This is a genomic window from Bradyrhizobium sp. ISRA436 (assembly GCF_029910015.1).
Taxonomy (GTDB): Bacteria; Pseudomonadota; Alphaproteobacteria; order Rhizobiales; family Xanthobacteraceae; genus Bradyrhizobium.
On sequence record NZ_CP094519.1, the window covers coordinates 5,510,004 to 5,526,203 of the forward strand.

Here is a 16,200-nt window from a genome sequence, read left to right on the forward strand (position 1 = left end):
GAGGCGCTCCTGCCAAGGTACAACTGCGGTACGAAGCCTTACATAGGCGTACCGCAGCCATGTACCTTTCAGTCGCCATCACCCTTTAAGTAACGATGGCATCGCCGATAGACGATGCCTCCGTAGCCGATCACCTCGGCAGGGCCGTCATTGCGTAGGGGTGCGATCTCATGACAGCAATCTGTATCATGGGTCTGGCCGATCTTTACAGTTCGACACTAAGCCTCCCAACCGCCCGGCAGCATGACCTTGCTTTTGATTTCCCGGGCGATCTCACTGACGATTTGAGGTCAAGCGTCCGCTCGGCAGCGGCGTCGCCCGTCAGACCCTCTTCAGCGAGCCGCTGGTTCAGGCGAGTTTGAAACTCATCGCCCATCGCGCGATGAGCCGATCTTCCATCTCTGCATGGTCATCCGAGGCAATGCGCCTCAGCACGGTGCCCCAAGGATGCCAACGTGTAGCCAAATAGTCCGCAAAGCCTCTAGCTTCCTCGCCCGGCACCGTCGCCATGGCCCCGGCAACGTCGTCTCGGGCGACGTGAGAGACAGTAAGAAAGCGCACGTAGCTCCAATGGCTCGCGCAACGGGGTCTGGTAGGCGAGGTAGACCTCGATATCATTGATCGGCTCGGACCGGCCAAGGGCTACACTCTGGCGCACTAGCGCGCTATTTCGTCCAGCGCCCCCAAACGGAATATGACACGGCCATGCTGGAGACCTGCTCAACCAGCCTGCGACGCCCTCGTGTAGCGGCAGGGGCCCGGCCTCCATCGGTTCAAACGAGAAAAGGATCTGCGAACCGGCATAGTCGTCGCCACGCATGACCGTCGTCAGATTGGTCTGCGACACCTCGTGCAATGATGACTGCGTCACCGTCGCGCGAAGCTCGTTGTTGCTCTGCTGGCATTGCCGTCAGACTCGCGCATGAAGCTCTGCAGACTATAGCGGTGCTATATTGGGATCTTGGCGAGCGAAATACCCTGTCTTCAGTCCGACGACAAGCGCGGCGAATCTGAAAACGGTACAGGCTTCGGGGGAAACTCTGATTGTCGAAGTGCGGTACGCGGCCAGCTCCACCGCTCGCCACTTCGATCGGACTATCATAGATGCCGCAAACGCTGCTTCCGATTTTTTCGAGCATCGCAACAAGACATATCGCCTCTCTGGATCTTCTACCTCAGCCTCTTGTCTCTGACTTTCTGTATGGATTCGATTCGCTAGCGGTCCGATAGTCATCCAGATTCCCGCCCAGAAACAGTACCTCCCGCTCCTCAGTTGGGGTATCGCTCACCCATGCTAGACTGGGTTCATCATTCTCAGTCCCGTCCTCAAGAATCCTGACGATCTCTTCGGCCGTCCAAGTGGTGACCCTCGGCACCGTGTAAGTGTGCAACTCGTTCGCGTTTTCCGCGATTGCTTTGGCGCCATACCCGTCGTCATCGTCCGGCGAAACGAGCAGTTGTGAAGCGTCCTCGGACAGTGATACAAAAGGTGAAGAATTGGTGTCCCCTCTCATGTGCTCTGCCGCTGCGCGACCCAGATCAAGTTGTTGGCCTCCCCAAATATTCCAGGGAGCGGCGTCGAAACGCAAAGCCGCCATGGAACGCAAATGGTCCAACGCGCTTTGACGGTCCAGCACATGTGGCTTGCAATGGCTGGCGTGGTCTTGAAAGCGCTGCAGCTCCGCGTACGACGATGCCACTACGTCGTCGTAAACGCGACCACTATCGACGCCGCTGGCTGACGGCCTGGTCGCGCTTGACCATTGTGCTGATCTTTGCGCAGCAAGTTCGATTTCTCTTCTGAGTTCCGCAACGTTTGCGCAGGTCAGCGTTGCGGCAAGCTGAGCGCGCGTTCTGACAAAGGATGCAGCTGCGCACCGCTCGTTCTCCTGGATAGACTGCGCTCTCACATTGCCTTCCGTCACAGTGCGGGTCGATCCAGCCCCGGGTGAAGCTGATGTTCGAAGGATTGGCTGAGGCTCTCTAAGCCGCCGCTCAAAGTCTGCTTGCCCTGTCTCTTCCTGTTGCGACTCGACGTAATTTGTCCGAGCCGCGGATGGGTCGACATTGTGAAATGGGTCCATTCCATTTTTCCTTTGGTAGCCTTATCGACATCAATCCAACAAAGTTGATCCGATTTGAGCGAGTCACGAGTCAGAAATCGAGACGCGCGCAAATGTCTGTAAAATGATCGGATCTGGTTTCTCGAACGGTTCGGTATGTTGAGGGGGGGGCAGGTCCTTCTCTTCCAGATTTTGGTGAGCCCATCAAACTTGGCCCTTGTCTGGATAGAGATGTTCGTATGCTAGAGGGCTTAGCTGTCGATCAGCTGACCAGCCTCATTGGTCGTCCGTGAAGAACCCAGCACTTCAGCTCGGGGCGAGGTGAAGTCGGAGGATGAGGTGATCAGCGCAGACCTCGAAGCGGCGCTGACAGCGCGCCGAGGCGCTCGGGGGAATGGCGTCGGCCGCCGCCCGCGGATAGTGTGCGTCAAAGTCACCCGGTTGTTGCTCCAATAGTCGTTGCTCGCGCAGGAGATCATAACGTCAATGAAATCTCGGCATGGGTCGAGTTGGGTCGTTTCGGCTAGATTTTTGCAAGGGGAGCTTTCGAGAAGCTGACGAGTGAGGAACGGTACGCACGTCCACCTCGCCCAATAGTTCGGATCCTCCCAGCCTTCTGCCATCACTCTGATACTACGTGGCTCGACGTAATCAACCTTCGCGTGGCCACAGGCCTCCATGGCAATTGGGCATGTCGAGCGATTCACGAAGTTGCGATAAATGTCTTGCACTTGAGCTGGCCGCCAATCAGTTCGCTGGTTTCTATACGGGATCTTAGGTGACGAGGTTATTCAGGCGGCTGGTTCGCCGACATCCGAATCTGACGTCTGCAGTGAGCTTCGGCAACTGATCCGTGTCTTTGAGCTGCCCCAGATCCTTGACGCGGCGATCACACCATCAGCCTGGCGGTGGTCTGCACAACGAGCCCCTGGTGCGCACCGTGCGGTACTGCGCGGTCGCGAACACGCTGGGGTTCGTCGTGCAAGAGGCATCTTGAAGCCAGCCCAGCAGCATTCGCGATAAATCCCGATCCGGGATAGCCTGCTTACGTTACGCTGGCATCCATCTATACCAATGTCTATACGAGCTAGCCACGCGGATGATTGGCACGAAGCGCGCACGCAATCATTCTGCTCTTATGGCTATGTACACTCAAGCTTATCCCTTATGCGATGAGGCGCAGGAACGCACGTCTGAACTTGGTGCACCTACTGCCCTATATTCCCGTTTGATCGATGACCTCAGTCAGTTGAATTTCGCAGACGCGGATGACCGTCGAGCATTCCCTCCGACCCTGCACAGCGTATTGGCAAAGCATGGGCTATTCGGGCTCACGACACCAACAGAGCATGGCGGGCTAGCTCTTCCCCTGCAAGACGCCATCGACCTCATCTCCGCCACTGCGTCCTTCGACGTCTCGGCTGCCTCTACCCTCGTGATCCATAACTTCCTGGCCTTGCCCTGCATCGAAGCGGCACCGCATATCCCTGAACAGAGGCAGGTCATGCGGGGCGCAACACGCGGCGACCTTTGCGCTTTCGCTTTAACAGAGCCTGGAGCTGGCTCCGCCCCGCGACATATAGAGGCTTCGGCTTTCATGCACGAAGATAGAGTTCGCGTCTCTGGCCGCAAAATTTGGATCGGCCTCGCTGACTGGGCTCGTTGGATCGTTTGCTTTGCGCGCGCTTCCGGTCCCGATGCGAAAGGCCGGGTCGTTGGCGTATTGGTTGATAGGCAGGCTCCTGGCCTAAAGGTCACGCACGAGCATCGCACGCTCGGTCTACGCGGAATTATTCAGAATACCCTGGAGTTCCACGACGTCGAGCTGCCGAGTGCTTACGTGCTCTCTCGCGATCAGGACGGCTGGGGAGCGGCAGCATCCAGTATGAACCGCGGGCGCATCGGTGTGGCAGCCATGGGCCTTGGAGCGCTTGAACGCGCCATCCAGGTCGCAGCCTCATATGCAAGCCATCGTCGACTAGGCAAGCTGCGCATGCTCGAGAACAGCTATATCGAGCAGTTATTTGGACAGATGGTACTGCGGCGGGAAATCGTGAAGGCAATGCTGGCTGCATCCTGCCGACTTGTCTCAACGCAGGGCGCACCCAACGTCCACCTTGCGTCAGCAACGAAGGTTTTGTCGTCAGAGTGGTGCGGCCTCGTCGCTGATCAATGCGTCCAACTGCTGGGCGGACGTGGTTACGATGAGGGAACGCCTGTCGCTAAGATCTATCGAGACGCACGCATTCTCCGCATCTTCGAAGGTCCGACCGAGACGCTGCTATCACATCTCGGCCGCTGCCTTCTCTCTCGAGCCACACGTGACGAAATAGCCGCTCTCTTTCGGTCTCTCGGTGCGGCACAAGTCCACGCTGCTGCAATTGAGGATCTGTCTGGGCTCAATGAGACAGACGGCGCCGTACTCGTCTATGCGGGTTGGCTCACCACACTCGGACTGGCACAAGCTGTCATGTCTGCCGGTTGCTTCTCGGCCTCAGATTGTTCGGCGGCCGCAGCGGACCTGGTCAGTTCCGAATTAGCGATTCTCCGTACTCGCGCGCCGAAGCGGCTATCTTTCGAAGACCGCATTCGCGCTCGCCGGACTCTGAATACCTTCCTTCACGACGCGGCTTCTTCCATCCGCTCACCAGTCCTCACGGACGATTACCTCAAATTGGTGCAGTATGTCTGACATCCCAGATGGCAAGGGGAGCGAGGGAGGCCGGCCGAAGACGACTTCGGCCTCGTTTGACCAGGCTGTCTGCCCGAAACGTTAAAGACATGAGCGCCTTCGCTGAGGCGTGTCGAATGGCGAATTTGTGCAACAGCTTGCTGCACTATTGCCTTGGGCCAGAACGTCCGCCCGCTTGACGCAGTCAAGGCGCCGACGCGCTTGATACGCTCGCCACCGGGACGGTCAGCCGACTATTGGCATCATCCAGGACGATACGCGAAGAGGGAGCTGCTCCAAATCTGCGCAAGCCCCTGCTCGCGCGCTTCCCATCCAGATTGTCGCGCTATAAGTGGACGCTTTCGACCGGGTACGTGGAACCCGGGAGCGGTAGGCGCTTCGACCGCCCAAGTTCGCGGTGGCCCTCTCACATGCCAAGGCAATCGGCGCCAAACTGCTCATTGCGAAGCTTGACCGGCTCACCCGCAACGTGGACCCGCTTCGGTCGCTGATGGCCATAGTCGAGCCAACCGGGTGTTCTGCAGCGACGCTCGTCAGCTAATTGACAGGTAGGCCTGCTAACGGCAGCACGCTTCCGCGTTGACGGCCTTTCCGGATTTATCCGGTCAACGAAACGGCAGGAAGCAATCGTCGGCGGAAGTTCGAAGATGATGTCAAGCACGATCGATCTTTCGGCGGCGCCACAGTGCACCCAAATATTTCTCCGAGAATCTTGGGAAGTCTCATAGTTCGAGGCCACGGTCTGCGACCACACGGTGCATGACCTCGCGTTTGATCTCGCCGGCGATTTCGTTTCGGACTTGGGCTCCGAGCACCCGCTCGGCATCCAGGTCGCCGAGCAGGTTATGCTCGGCCAGTCGCTGATCCAGGCGGGTTTGAAACTCCTCGCCCATGGCTTCGACGAGCCGGTCTGGCATCGCCGCATGTTCGTCCGGAGCGATACGCTCTAGCACCGTCTCCCACGGTTACCAGCGGGTTGCCATGTAGTCGGTGAATTGGTTCGCTTCCTGCTCTCGAATCAAGTCCAGCGCCCGCGCAGCATCATCCGGAGTTACGTGAGAGACCCCCAGGAAGCGCATGTCAGGGGCGACGTGACTGAGCTCGAGCGGGGTGCGCAGCAGATGTTGATAGGCCAGGTAGACTTCGACGTCGTCTATGCTCGGGTCGGAGTTGACCCTGTCGCGCGCGATCCGGTCCAGCGCCTCCAAGCGGAACGCAACACGGCCATGTTGGATCAGTTCGGCAAGCCGATCGTCATATACCCCGGCCTCGACGTCAGCGTTAAGGCGCGCGGTCCGCATACCGTTCCAGTGCAAAGTAACACGATCCTCGCAGCTCTCATTGGCCTCGGAAGCCTGTGCGAAAAACAGCTCGCGCAATCTCGGATTGGTCGTCGCCTGCCGCAGATCATCAGCCACTGCCTGCCGAAATGCGTCATTGCGGTAGTTCACGGTTCCTCGTAGCCTCTCTAGAAACCGTGCGTAGTCCTGGGCGCCTGGCTCATCCGCAAAGTGCTGCCATTCGGCCAGTGCCGCCGGGTCGTCCCCGAGCCAGTTCGCGGCCGCCTCGTCCAGAGACGGCTGCGCAAGCCGCGGTAACGCCTCAGCCGCCAGATGAGCGAGGACGGCGGCCGGCAGTGGGTTATCCCCGAACTCGAGGTTCGCCAAATGCGGGTAACTAAGTAGAAGGCCCTCAAGAAGCCCCTCAGGCAGGCTGGTCAGGCGGTTACCGCTGAGATTGAGCGATTGAAGCCAGCTCGGAAGGGGTTCGGGAAGGTCGGTCAATTGATTGCCGCTGACGTCGAGCTCGATGAGCCCCGATGGGAGGGACGGCAGGTCGGTCAGCTGATTGCCGCTAATCGCGAGCGAGGAGAGTGTGCTCGGAAGAGAGGCGGGCAGGCTACTTAGCTGGTTGTTATTTGCGCTCAGGATTTCGAGCTGAGCCGGCAGAGTGGCCGGCAGACTGCCCAACATGTTATCGCTCACGTCCAGCTCAACGAGGCTCGCCGGAAGGGTGTCCGGCAAACTGGTCAAACGGTTGTGGCTGATGAGAAGTTGTCGGAGACCGGGCGGGAATCCAGCGGGCAGGCTGCTCAGCTCGTTGTGGGTGGCGCGAAGTTGCAGCAACCTTCGCGGCAGGGCGGCGGGCAAAGCGGTCAGGGACAGGGATGACAAATCCACCGAACGCGAGCCGATGTTGTTTGAAGCCCTAATTCGTGAAACCCCCGTTGCCGATCCTCGGCTTCGCCCAGCCCCTCCTCGCCAGCCCAGTCTCTCAGGATTCGCTCGCGCGAGAAGGCGGAGGTCTGATACCCCGTCAAGGCTTCGACCCAATCCGCCACGGCTCGGGTGGAGCCGCCGAGGTAACTTTCCTGCGGCCCCTCTTCAAACGTGTTCGGGGAAGAACCTGCACTCCGCTGTGCCTGTCCTGCGTCCATCAATTTCTCCATCGTCAGAACTAAAGAATACGCTTGCCGCTTCTCAAGGGCCGCCAAGCAGGTGGTCCTGCAGCAACGATCAGTCGAGAGTCAGTGCACGTGCGGCCGCGCTCCCGCTCCCGATTAGAGCCGGCACAGGTTCACACGAAGCCCAACGCCGCAAATGGATCGATACTGCTGCGGCCGCTTGGCGCTCGACTTTCATCAGCGGATCAAATAACGCGGGCCGGGCCATGGAGACCCTTCGGCCCGCTCAAGAGCGATGTGCAAGTGACGGCGTGGCAGAAATGGTGATCGATCGAACGGCACGCAGCGGGAGCGATAAACCCTGCCGAAGACACTCACAGCATAGTCTCGCAGGCTTGGGACGATCCAGTTGTGCATTGCCGGGCCTTGCTCACGACGCGATGTGGCCCGGCCTAAGCAAGGGAGTTGCTGGTCGACATGGGGTCGGAAGCATACGTTCTTTCAGCACGGGTTCCCGCAGGTGCGCTCGGACCTGAGCCACTGGCGCCAACGGCTCTGCGACGAGCTAGAGCCGTTGCCGTCTGAGAGCTTGCTGGATGCTGCGTGGCGTCGTCACAGCAGAGCCAGCGTTGGTCAGTGTCTCTTGACCCGTTGAGCGGACGCGCAGCAAATTATCAAAGACCTCGCATGGAAGGCACGCCAAGACAACTGCAGTTGCGGCGGTGGCAAGCGAGTTGCTCGGCTTCATTTTGGCGGTATGCCAAAACGTTAAGCCAGTTGAAGGTAACTCCGGCGATCCCTCCAATCCGGCTTCGCGCCAAAGAACGGAAATCGCATTGCCCGAGGGCATGGGGTGCGGTGTGGAGACCCCTCCGGCAAGTCAAAGGGCGAGCATCGATCCCCGCAGCCAGATCGAGGCAGCCCACGGCGCATGGACACGACTGGATAAGCGCAGGTCACCTCACGGCCCGTGGATCCTCATTTTGAGGTCACGGTCCAGTCGTTGAAATTGAAGTTCATTCCGCCTGGGGACGAGGTGATCTCGACGCCGTATTGGACGCTACCGACGTTTATGTCGCCAAAGTAGCCCTTCGACTTGATCCACTCCAGGATACTCTTGATGTCCACTGTCCCACTGTTGGTCTTCGAAGTGCGAAGGAGTGAGATGACCTTGTGACCATTGAAGCCTTCAAACACGTTCCAAGTCGCCCCGCCTGCATCGATATTTCGATAGACCGGGATCGCCGCCCGCGAAGGAGAGTAATGATATGAAATGGGCTTTACGTTGCCGCCGCCGTCCGAGTTTCCGGTGTAGTTTGTCCATAGCATTATCTCATACTGGTTTGAGCTGTCCCAGATATCGTAGGCAACGTCCCAGGCGCCGCCGGCAGGAACACCCTGATTGAAGCTCGAGCGTAGCGTGTTGATTGAACTCAGCGGCTTCCCGACATTGAAAGCCTGGTGCGGATAGCTCTTGATTCCCCCGGTATTAGGCTGGTTCGACCACGCGCCCCACTGGTTGACCGCACGCACAGAAATCGTCTGAGGTCCGGCGCCCGCGCCCCATACGTCGTTGTTCCAAGTGTAGCCATCGCGTGAGAAGTTCCCGTATGGAGCGCTCGAACTCCAGATCGGAGCCTTTCCAGGCGTGGCAGACGATGACCTGGCTTCATTCAGAGCCTGCCCAAATAGAAGACTATGATCCTCCTGTGCGCCAATATACCGCGTTGGCGCCGCTGGCGAGCCGGTACCGCTTATCCGATTGGAATCCATATTGCCCTCCTCGCTGTTATGAGAACTAAGCTTCTCGCCGATCCGCCCAGCGGGTACCCCAAGGTTTGTGACCAGTTCAGTCATGGACGGCATCGACACCTAGAGACCAGGTTCGAATGCTAGGAAGGTTGGCTTTCGAGAAGCTGACTAACGCGAGGAGAAGGGTGAGCCCCCGCTGCTGGGTCTGCCGTCTCGGATGACGGCAGGCTGGCTGAGAGGCGTTCTGGACTCTGTTGGTGCGACGAGCGCGCTCCTCGACTCCGACAAGCACCGGCACCTCAACCCTCGGTTGCGCCTGGGCAATCGTCGGCGAAAGCCCCTGATTTCAGGCCGGAGCAACGACTAAGGACGCGGCGGCGGGACGAGACAGGATTTGCCGCAACAGAAGCCTGAGCCAGCGCATGCGGCGGCGGAAGCGTCGCCGACGGCAACTCGGGTTGAGCCGTGCCGCATCTGGACCCATTCATCATGCGTATCGTACGGATGCGCCAGACATTGCATCAGCATAATATGGCTCTGACTGTGTCCCGACGCACCGCCAAATGGACTGAAGGAGCAGAGCGCCGGGGCGACCGTGCTCCGCCCTGGTGCGGTCGTAACCGCTCGACACATGCCTGCCGTCATCGCGGTCGCCAAACGACACGCGAGCACGGTCGCTGGCCGTTCCACTTGAGAGTCTCTTGCGGCTGCGTCGCGCTCAGTCAATTCGGTGCTCGGATATCGCTACGGAAACAGTCCACGCGTGTCCTTTGCACCACGGACCCGCTCCACACCAATTGCCATAGCGGCGCTCCGGTTGAAAATCTTGTCTCGCCTGCTTCGCGACAATACGCGCTCAAACGCGCGATCGAGCACTTGGTACTCTCGCCGCATCACCTCTTCCTCCTCCCAGAACAATCGCTGAAGGTCCTGCACCCATTCGAAGTAGCTGACCACCACACCTCCTGAGTTGCACAAAATATCCGGGATCACAAAGATCTCCTTCTGACGCTTCTCGAGAACTCGATCGGCCTCTGGCGTGGTCGGACCATTCGCTCCTTCAGCAAGTATCCGGCAACGCAGGTTACCGGCAATTTTGCCGTTGATGACCCGTTCCACGGCGGCTGGAACAAGCACATCGCACTGCAACGTCAGCATCTCCATTGAGTCCAAAGCAAGTTCGCTGGAGTAGCCGTTCAGGCTCCCTCGCGAGGCTGCATGCCTGACCAACTGGGGAATGTCGAGGCCCGCGGGCCGATATAGCGCGCCGGTGTGATCGCTTACCGCAATCACTTTCACACCCATATTGTGCAGTTCGAGCGCGGCGATCGAACCGACATTTCCGAACCCCTGTACGACCGCGGTTGCACCACTGAGACGGATCTTAAGCTCATCTGCGGCACGATGAACCAAATGAGCGACGCCTCTGCCTGTGGCTTCACGACGTCCCAATGTTCCGCCGGCGCTGACGGGCTTTCCCGTCACGATTTCCGTGACTGTTTGCCCTTGATACATAGAGTAGGTGTCCATGAACCAGGCCATGATCTGCTCGTTGGTTCCCATGTCGGGCGCCATCACATCTGTATGCGGTCCAACGAACGGAATCATCTCCTGCATATAGCGACGCGAAAGCACCTCAAGTTCGCGCTTGGACAAGCTTGAGGGATCGACGTTGATTCCTCCCTTCGCGCCACCATAGGGCAATCCGACCAGTGCGCACTTCCAGCTCATCCAGATGGCGAGTGCCGCAACTTCGCCGAGATCAACGCTTGCAGCGAAGCGCGTACCACCTTTCGTTGGGCCAAGGGTTAGGTGATGCTGCACGCGATAGCCCTCGAAGACCGCCATCGTGCCGTCATCACGATGAATCGGACAAGAGACCGTGACCGCGCGCTTTGGCATAAGTAGCCGAGCTCTCGCGTCCTGCGGTATGCATAGATAATCTGCGATGACTTCGAATTGCTTCACGGCCATGTCAAAGACAGGTCCACGGTATGCCGTCACGTTCGCTTCCCTAGGATGAAGATTGCATGGTGGATCAAGCAACGGTGTCAGTATTTCGATTCTCGAATACTTTCATTCCACCTGCGATAGACCCGCTCTCTGCGGCCTCAACAATCGTTGGTCCCGCAGCTCCAATCGAGATCGATCTCTTGCGCCATCTTGCGTTCGGCGGAGCTCGTTCGCTAGCATCGCCGCCTGAGACGGGTTAGAACCCGCGCCAGACACACTGGCACGAAGCCATTCGGTAGGCGACAGCAAACTCCACCAATCACCGCACACCTGTGTGAGTTTGATATTGGACAAGTCCCGCGACATGGAATGTGTCGGCTCCGTCTGATCGAGAGCGCAGTTCACCACGCATCTCGCGGCGCAGAACATTTCGTACACCGCTGGCAGGGTTATATTGACAGATTGTGCTCGCAGTTGGATGCGCACTTTGTACGAAACGAACCAATGCGATCGTTCTACGCCCGCCTTCTTCTCGTGGCATAGCGCGCCTTCATCGTCTTCAGCGATCGCCGGACGTTGTGGGACAAGTTGCGACAGGTGGCTCGAGGAGCAAAAGCGTACGCGAGAGCGCGATCGGCGCTTCCCTGTTGCATCTTCGTTGCATCATGTCGTGATAGGAGATTGCAGATATCACGCCGGTAAGGGTGCCGCTTCGCACGCCGCCATTATCATCGTCTGCGTCACAGGCGATCGACGCAGCGCTTCACGCATGCCAGACTTTTGAGCGCGGCATCGCGCCGGGAACATCCTTGTGATCCGCACCCGACTCGAATCATGGTAGATCATCACGAACCGATATGATCGATCGAGCCAAAGTCCAGATGCGTAGCGCTGCCGACGGCATCACGGCGCCGCTTCGGCACGCGACCTTCCGGCGCATCTGGCTTGCGAGCCTCCTCTCGAATCTCGGCATCCTGATTCAAGGTGTTGGTGCGGCTTGGGCAATGACGCAGATGACGTCCTCGGCCGACAAGGTCGCATTGGTGCAGACCGCACTGTTGCTGCCGGTGATGCTGATTTCGTTACCAGCCGGCGCGATCGCCGATATGTATGACCGTCGCATCGTCGCACTGATCTCGCTTGGCATCGCGTGCGCCGGCGCAACCGCCCTCACCGTGGTCGCCTGGCTTAGTCTAGCCACACCGAACCTCTTGCTCATGCTTTGCTTCATCGTCGGCAGCGGCATGGCGCTGATGGGACCGGCTTGGCAATCGTCGGTTGGCGAACAAGTGCCATTGGAAGCGCAGCTGCCTGCGGCAGTCGCGCTGAACGGCATCAGCTACAATATCGCGCGCAGCGTAGGTCCGGCGATCGGCGGCGTCGTGGTGGCGACTGCGGGCGCAGTGGCCGCATTCGCGCTTAACACGTTGCTCTATCTGCCGCTGGTAATCGCCTTGTTCCTTTGGAAACGCAGCAGCGCGCCCTCACGCCTGCCGCCTGAAGGGTTCAGCCGCGCGATAGTGTCCGGTGTGCGCTACATCAGCAATTCGCCATCGATCAAGATTGTGCTCGTCCGCACTTTGGTGACCGGCGTCGTCGGCGGCGCAGTCACCGCGCTGATGCCGCTGGTGGCGCGCGACCTCTTGCATGGTGACGCTCAGACCTACGGCATCATGCTCGGCGCCTTTGGCCTGGGCGCGGTGGTCGGCGCACTGAACATCACCGAGATCCGCAAGCGGATGAGCGGCGAGGCCGCAATCCGCGCCTGCGCGCTGACGATGGGCGCGGCGATCGCCGCGGTCGCGCTCAGCCGCGAAGCTGTGTTGACCGCGGCGGCACTGGTCCTGGCCGGGGCCGTCTGGATGATGGCGTGGACCGTGTTCAACATTGGGGTGCAGTTGTCGGCACCGCGCTGGGTGGCCGGACGCTCGCTCGCAGCCTATCAGGCGGCGAGCTCAGGCGGAATTGCCGTCGGCAGCTGGGGTTGGGGTCATCTAACCGACGCGGCAGGGGTCGAAACTGCGCTCATGGTGTCGGCCGCCTTGATGCTGGCCTCTCCACTGATCGGCCGTTGGCTGCCCATGCCCCGCGTCGGCGCGAGAGGAGAAGAAGCCGGGCTTGTCGGCGATCCCGAGGTACGTCTCGCCTTGACCGGGCGTAGCGGACCGCTCGTCGTCGAGATCGAGTATCGGGTTGCACAGGAGAATGCGCGAGCGTTTCATAATGTGATGCAGGACGTGCAACTGTCACGCCAGCGCAACGGGGCCTATGGCTGGTCGATCGCGCGCGACATTGCCGATCCCGAATTGTGGACCGAGCGCTATCACTGCCCGACCTGGTTCGACTACTTGCGCTGGCGCAACCGCTCGACCCAGTGGGAACGTGAATTGGAGCAGCGGGCCATTCGCTTCCATCTCGGCCCTGCCCCGGTACGCGTCCGCCGCATGTTGGAGAGGCCGTTCGGCTCAGTCCGTTGGAAGGACGACACGCCCGAACTGGGACACGCGATAATACGGGCGCAAGCTCGGCAAAGGCACCAATAGCCGGCCGCCCCGGCCGATCGGGTGGACCAGCTTGCTGAGAGTTGAACCGTCTGGGACACTAAACAACCGAACACCGATTTTCCCGCAGGTTCCACAGCGAGTTCAAAGGCTGGCCATCGGCCCGCGATCGGGTCATTGGTCTCAGCTTCGCCTGGCGTGCCGATCAACATTCGACAATCGCCGCATCAGATCCTGCCTTTTTCGGAAGGCTCTCAAAGAGCCTGCCTGCGCCAAAGTTCAACGAACTTCAGTCCAATGGCGCAGCGAAGATGCATGATGTCCTCGAAGAAGCAGGAATAGTGCATCCGGAATCAGTTATCGGTTTTATATCAAAGTGGGCATTGGAACTACCGCTCCTGGCTTGTCTAATTGTGCAATCGAGGGTGATTGATGCGCAATCATGACCTTGTCTCCGGCAGCCTTCTCGCACTGACTGCGACCAGCTTCGCGCTGCTCTGTTCGAGCCTGCTCGTCCTTGCCTTCATTTAGCCGGACGTCCTGATTGTTTTACACGCGCCGTGAAGGCGAACCACCGCGCTCCACGGGGCCCAAAGCCGGCAAGGACTTTGATGCCGTCGTTGTCCGAGGGAAGCTGAGAACGTCGCGTTGCACGTGCAGCCTACAGCCAGGACAGCGGACACAACTGCGTGCATATGCATGTCTGGGTTCGTCGAGGCGCATGAGGCACGTAGACTGTCCTGGACGACGTCGCATAAGCGCCCTTCTTTCTGCGCGATCGTCACGAGCTTCGAATGGCTCACCCCTCGGTCGAAATGGATCATTGCCGCGCTGATCGGCGCAGCCGGCCTCATATCAAGGGCCGCAGAGAATGTCCGCTGTCGACGGTCGTGGTTTGACCGCTCACCGTCGTCAACCTAACCATCCGATTTCAGCGGTGACGGTCATGGGTCAGGTAGAAAAACGCTTCAATTTGAGTCCGCGCCGGCCGCATGGCGAGTACGGCCGCATTGCGCATAGACGAAACAAAAGACAGCCTTGTGGTGATTGCGGGCGAAGATCAGTTGCCCTGTGGTCACGCGGTTTCTTTTGGCCAAATACATCTGTCGAGCTGCTTGTCGGATGGTGAGGATACCGTCTCGCATTGCATCTCGCGCTTCAGGCGCTCGCGCATTTCCTTGCCGGCCTTGAAGGACGGAAGGCGCTTCTGGTCAATGTGAACGTTCCGCCCTGTTCGTGGGTCGCGGCCCGTGCGAGCCCGGCGTTGCTTGACCGAAAATACTCCGAAGCCACGCAACTCGACCCGGTCGCCGCGCACGAGTGCGTCGACGATCTCGTCCAGGATTGCGCTTACGATTTTCTCGACGTCACGCTGATAAAGATGCGGGCTGCGGTCGCTGATGCGCTGAACGAGCTCGGACTTGATCATCGACGCGGGTATCCACTCTATTTTGCGAGAGGCCGCCATATCTGCGAAAGCGTCGGCAACTGTCAAGCATGCCAGGCAGATCGGGCGACGCTTGAGACACCCGCCATTGTCACTGTCAAATTTGGCAGACTACGGGAATTTGTCCTCGTCCTAGACGAAACCAGCGCCTGCCATACCTCGCTGCTCGGCGCTGGGCGGCCGACGAGTTTCGGCGCCGTCCGGATCGTACCAGCGTTGGTGCCCTTGCAGGCCAGCGCGAGATCAGTGCGGACCTCGAGGCAAGACTGTCCATGGCCGAATAAAAGCACCTCAGATCAAAATGAGGATTATTGACGAAAACACGCCGTCACCAACGAAGGACGACCCAGGACTTTCACGATCGGCTTATAGAAAACGGTCGCGCAGATGTAGGCAATAAGACGCAAAGGCAGCGATTGGCAAGATCGCGACATGTCAGCATTCGCTCAGTGGTCGGATGGCGTCTCCTCTGGAACAGCAAAGCCGGCCTTTACGCGATCCAACACGACCATCATTTTGACCCTCGATGTCCTGGTTCCAGAGAGAGTGCTGGTGAACTGCTCGAATTCTCCCATGATGCGGGCCGTATTATATAGGACGAAATCCGCCTCGCCGGATTATCGAGGTACATCGGCTCCTGCTGAGGCCGTTCGCTCTGCGCCAATCGTCCAACCAGCGCCCGCGTTGCGTCCACGACATGGACGCCGCAATCATCTGGTCATTGACGATTCCGAGGACGGTTTCTCGCCGATCGTGCTCGGCCCGGGCCGCAACGTCAGTCGATACCGACGGCTTTTGCCGAACCTCGGGCAAACATGGAACCTTCTTGAGCCAGGCAGCGAGCCAGGCAGGACGAATTGAGCTCCTGAACGCGCTCTTTCGGCGGAACCCATCGGCTCGCTCCATAGGCTTGATCACCACCAGGAAACCATGACGTTCTGACGCACGGCCGCGGAGATAGAATTGATCGACCGCGTATCGAATATTCAGGCGATGTGGGCGCGTGGACTGCGCCGTTGCCGCGATCTTCCACGAGCTCGCCGAGATGCCTTACCCCTCATCGGCGGGATTTTACCAAGGGCACATTCGGGCTCTGGAGTGTTTGTGTCGACGACTGACGGCCGCTCGTGGCTCTCCATGTATTCCAGCACGCCACGCCCCTTCTCCGTGATGTGCCATCCGAACGAGTAGCGTTCGACAAGCCTCATGGAAAATATACTCAGATCAGGTACCCTGGCAGCGAGGCGCTTGGTGCGCTCGGACCAATCTTGGCCGCTCGTGGCCAGAATGGCAATGTCGCGCTTGAGATCGTCGAGCTTGGCGAGGCCATTCGGATAGCTAACAAGCAGCTTCAAAATGGTCACCTGAAGATTCATGGACCACTACAG

Annotated in this window: 8 protein-coding genes and 1 pseudogene; 2 read left to right on the top strand and 7 right to left on the bottom strand. The window is 59.2% G+C overall.

The features are described from left to right. Positions 1–348 precede the first annotated feature (348 nt). Together MTX23_RS36435 and MTX23_RS25930 are read right to left on the bottom strand one after the other, a co-directional pair. Positions 349–618, bottom strand: a complete 270-nt coding sequence (locus MTX23_RS36435) for an NEL-type E3 ubiquitin ligase domain-containing protein (protein ID WP_348637515.1) — start codon at positions 616–618, stop codon at positions 349–351. 557 nt (positions 619–1,175) lie between these two features. Then, positions 1,176–1,925, bottom strand: a complete 750-nt coding sequence (locus MTX23_RS25930) for a hypothetical protein (RefSeq protein WP_280973046.1) — start codon at positions 1,923–1,925, stop codon at positions 1,176–1,178. A gap of 1,237 nt (positions 1,926–3,162) precedes the next feature. Here MTX23_RS25930 and MTX23_RS25935 point away from each other — a divergent pair. Further along, positions 3,163–4,755, top strand: coding sequence for an acyl-CoA dehydrogenase family protein (locus MTX23_RS25935; protein WP_280973047.1), 1,593 nt, complete (start codon positions 3,163–3,165; stop codon positions 4,753–4,755). 722 nt (positions 4,756–5,477) lie between these two features. Here MTX23_RS25935 and MTX23_RS25940 read toward each other — a convergent pair. The 3 genes and pseudogenes from MTX23_RS25940 to MTX23_RS25950 form a co-directional block, all read right to left on the bottom strand. Then, a pseudogene (locus tag MTX23_RS25940) lies at positions 5,478–7,192 on the bottom strand (NEL-type E3 ubiquitin ligase domain-containing protein). Between the two features lie 945 nt (positions 7,193–8,137). Next, positions 8,138–9,016, bottom strand: coding sequence for a glycosyl hydrolase (locus MTX23_RS25945; RefSeq protein WP_280973048.1), 879 nt, complete (start codon positions 9,014–9,016; stop codon positions 8,138–8,140). Positions 9,017–9,655: 639 nt separating this feature from the next. Beyond that, positions 9,656–10,915 (bottom strand): Glu/Leu/Phe/Val dehydrogenase, encoded by a 1,260-nt coding sequence (locus tag MTX23_RS25950; protein ID WP_280973050.1) that lies wholly within the window; start codon positions 10,913–10,915, stop codon positions 9,656–9,658. A gap of 806 nt (positions 10,916–11,721) precedes the next feature. Here MTX23_RS25950 and MTX23_RS25955 point away from each other — a divergent pair. Then, positions 11,722–13,407: an MFS transporter gene (locus MTX23_RS25955; RefSeq protein WP_280990700.1), complete on the top strand. Its 1,686-nt coding sequence runs from the start codon at positions 11,722–11,724 to the stop codon at positions 13,405–13,407. A gap of 1,033 nt (positions 13,408–14,440) precedes the next feature. On the opposite strand, the gene MTX23_RS25960 is transcribed toward MTX23_RS25955, so the two are convergent. Together MTX23_RS25960 and MTX23_RS25965 are read right to left on the bottom strand one after the other, a co-directional pair. Continuing rightward, complete coding sequence (locus MTX23_RS25960) at positions 14,441–14,794, bottom strand: integration host factor subunit beta (RefSeq protein WP_280973053.1); 354 nt, start codon at positions 14,792–14,794, stop codon at positions 14,441–14,443. A gap of 1,004 nt (positions 14,795–15,798) precedes the next feature. Beyond that, positions 15,799–16,188 (bottom strand): hypothetical protein, encoded by a 390-nt coding sequence (locus MTX23_RS25965; protein WP_280973054.1) that lies wholly within the window; start codon positions 16,186–16,188, stop codon positions 15,799–15,801. Positions 16,189–16,200 lie beyond the last annotated feature (12 nt).

What these genes read in the sequence shown, in the direction of transcription:
- MTX23_RS36435 (WP_348637515.1), bottom strand. Translation starts at nt 618, where the DNA reads ATGATATCGAGGTCTACCTCGCCTACCAGACCCCGTTGCGCGAGCCAT.
- MTX23_RS25960 (WP_280973053.1), bottom strand. Translation starts at nt 14,794, where the DNA reads ATGATCAAGTCCGAGCTCGTTCAGCGCATCAGCGACCGCAGCCCGCAT.
- MTX23_RS25955 (WP_280990700.1), top strand. Translation starts at nt 11,722, where the DNA reads ATGATCGATCGAGCCAAAGTCCAGATGCGTAGCGCTGCCGACGGCATC.
- MTX23_RS25935 (WP_280973047.1), top strand. Translation starts at nt 3,163, where the DNA reads ATGATTGGCACGAAGCGCGCACGCAATCATTCTGCTCTTATGGCTATG.
- MTX23_RS25965 (WP_280973054.1), bottom strand. Translation starts at nt 16,188, where the DNA reads ATGAATCTTCAGGTGACCATTTTGAAGCTGCTTGTTAGCTATCCGAAT.
- MTX23_RS25945 (WP_280973048.1), bottom strand. Translation starts at nt 9,016, where the DNA reads ATGACTGAACTGGTCACAAACCTTGGGGTACCCGCTGGGCGGATCGGC.